The 2,895-nt window shown below is 44.0% G+C and carries 2 protein-coding genes and 1 pseudogene; 1 reads left to right on the top strand and 2 read right to left on the bottom strand.

Annotated elements, in window-relative coordinates; translation table 11 throughout:
* Positions 1 to 430, bottom strand: a 430-nt coding sequence (locus ACFSB2_RS26710) for a DinB family protein (RefSeq protein ID WP_377946294.1), incomplete at its 3' end; no start/stop codon positions are given.
* 422 nt (positions 431 to 852) lie between these two features.
* Here ACFSB2_RS26710 and ACFSB2_RS26705 point away from each other — a divergent pair.
* On the top strand, positions 853 to 1,740 hold the full coding sequence (locus ACFSB2_RS26705; protein WP_377946293.1) for a DMT family transporter: 888 nt from the start codon (positions 853 to 855) through the stop codon (positions 1,738 to 1,740).
* A 78-nt stretch (positions 1,741 to 1,818) separates the two neighbouring features.
* Here ACFSB2_RS26705 and ACFSB2_RS26700 read toward each other — a convergent pair.
* Positions 1,819 to 1,905, bottom strand: a pseudogene (locus ACFSB2_RS26700) (shikimate kinase); the annotation flags it as partial.
* Between the last annotated feature and the right edge of the window lie 990 nt (positions 1,906 to 2,895).

Here is a 2,895-nt window from a genome sequence, read left to right as displayed (position 1 = left end):
CATATTCAACGTCCGCTGGGTTGCGTATACGCCGCCAATCATTTAGCGTGATCTGGCGAAACGCATCAAGGAAGATCGATCGACTTCGTACAAGCCGACCAAGGGGTTCCTTCAGTGAGACATTGGCGACACGTGTAAGCCGATTATTGGACCTACCCATGTCAAATGGGAAGTTGTTCTTGACCGCAGGCGGGAACTCCTCCTCGAAAATGTCTAAATAGAGCCACGACATCTCGACGAGCGCAATGTGGTAAAGCAATGTGCCGATGGAGTTGTCCTGTCCGTCCGGCCCTTCCCAATCCAGAGTGACTTGATCAAGACCCTCGACTAGTTCCAACGTTCTGCTCCGAGTTATCTGCATCGCCCACAACCAACGGCCAATCTCATCAGGATATCCTGGTAAAGGGGCGACGTGCAGTACCTTACTCATTTTCTCGTCCTCCAATTTACCGTCTCGCTATAAAAGTAGAGCCCGGCATCAGTTTAAGGTAGAAATCATATTGCAGATAGCCGCCCCGAGTAGCGCAGTAACAGTTCCGGATCAATATTGTATATTTATGTATCGACGGGCCGAGTCCTTCTTAGACATTCGCCCTCGTATGTGCAAGATGTAACGAATTTTTGTTACCATGATAAAATGAGGTGTAGTTTTGAATCCAATAATGTACTCGAAACGGAGGACGAACATTATGTTTAACTTTATTGCCCCGCCAGTAAATGCTTAACGGTAGAATCTACTGTTAGGTATTTACATTAAGATCGACAATACTTTCCTGTGGATTCTACCGCGTCCATGTTGTAGCTGGCATCCTGTGTCCGTACATCATACTCGGTAGAAAGTGGGAACTGTGAGTGATAAATAGAATATACTTCATTTTGTCGATGATTATCTTCGGTGCAATCGGAGTTTTTGCCAAGTTAATCAATCTAGCTTCAGATGAAATTGCTCTATACATGAGTTTAATCGGAAGTTTTTTTCTGCTAACCATCTTCATCTGTTCCAAGCATCCAATTTCGATAGGGAACATCAAGAAAAATACATTCTCATTGTTAGTATCGAGTATTGCTCTCAGTGGAAATTGGATATTTCTTTTTCAGTCCTATAAGGAAACCACGATTGCGAACGCGGCTTTAAGTTATTATTTTGCTCCCGTATTAGTCATCGTGATGTCACCGATTGTGCTAAAGGAAAGGCTTTCGCTTAAAAAAGTTGTATGTGTTTGTGCAGGATTTATCGGATTGATTTGTATTGTACTGAGCGGTGGAAATGACGGAGCCAGTCATCATCTGCTCGGTATCTTCTATGGGCTGGTTGCGGCGGCTTTTTATGCAACCTTGACCTTGAGCAACAAATTTATCCGAGACTTGAATGGACTTGAAAACACACTCTTACAACTTTTGTTATCGGCGGCATTGCTTATACCTTACGTTTTACTAACAACAGGGTTCCTGTTATTTCGGATATCTGGGTATTCTGTTGTCATAATTGTAGTGTTAGGGGTACTGCATACAGGAATCGGCTTTTACCTATTCTTTTCTGGAATGAAAGGATTAAAAGGTCAAAGTATTGCTGTATTAAGTTATATAGACCCCCTAACTTCGTTATTGATTTCAGCCTTTGTTTTCCGCGAAAGGATGGCTACCTTTCAAATTATAGGTGCTGTCCTGTTACTGGGGTCAACCTTTATCAGTGAAGTAAGAATTTCCCCCTCAGTAAAGAAAATCCTAGACAGAGGTTAATACGGTCCCCTTTAAGTAACTGTAGCGAAAAGCCAATACAGTTCTTAAAGGGGATTATTTGCTCGCCGTAAATCATCCATAATAAGGAGCCACCAGTTCAATCGTCATGTGATTGTGAAACAACTTCAATTCTGTTGTCTTTTCCAGTTCATGTCCGACTGTCATTTTACCCACTGCTTGTGGACCAAATATCAAATGGACGTTGCTTAATTTAACAGGATTGGTCGCGGGGTTTATTGCGCCTATAGCCGGTATCTTCATTGACAGGTTCACTTTGGTTCCCACCATGCGAGCAATATACATCTTCTCCATGGCGATGATGACAATAAGGTTTGTCCTGCAGTATTACATGTCGTGTGAGAGTTCAATAGGTAAACGGCGTATAGAAGAATGCGCAGGTCAAACGGTCCTAGCTCTGACCTTTAGCGGTTGGAGCGTGTTCGTTTCCGAAATCTGTAAACCACGTTTGTTCTTGTGTGTAATACTAATGGCTCTTTTGAGCAGCTTTAGCACAGTACAAACAACGTTCTGGCCACTATTCGTAACAAAAGCATACGACGTGAGTAATTCTATGCTTTCTGTGTTTCCATTAGTGTCTGCTCTAACTACGCTTGCGGTTTACATGTTAGTTATACCACGTATTAACATTCGGTCAGTCCGCTATCCCCTTTTTGTTGGACTCGGGCTTCACTCAATAGGGATAGTCGTATTATTCGTCACCCATCGTTCGTGTCAACAGCAATATCACAAGAAGTATGGACACGACACGTTGCCGGACAACCCATGGCGTTTTCTCACGACGCGTGAGGCCATTGTACATGGGAAAGTGGTCTGGAGAAGTGCATCCCGCGCCGCTAACAACTAGGTTCGGGATACCGCAGAGTGACTTGAGCCGGATGACCGGAAACGGTCACGTCCGGTTCTTAAGGGGGAAGGGAGCCGTAAGACACTCAACCTACTAGACCATTCTAATGTATACGCTCACCCCCCCCCAGTCGTTTACTGAACTAACTGCTGTTACGCTAATATAGCACCGATATAGACACGATTGTATATCGGTGCTATATTGGTCGTATGAATACACGAGACATTCTGCTCAATGCGGCTTTACAAGTTCTTGAGGAAGAAGGCGAGGCACAGTTCTCGACGCGCTCA

The organism is Alicyclobacillus fodiniaquatilis (genome assembly GCF_042678105.1).
GTDB lineage: Bacteria > Bacillota > Bacilli > Alicyclobacillales > Alicyclobacillaceae > Alicyclobacillus > Alicyclobacillus fodiniaquatilis.
Note: the sequence above shows the minus strand (reverse complement) of the source record. Positions and strands in the feature narration are given on the sequence as shown.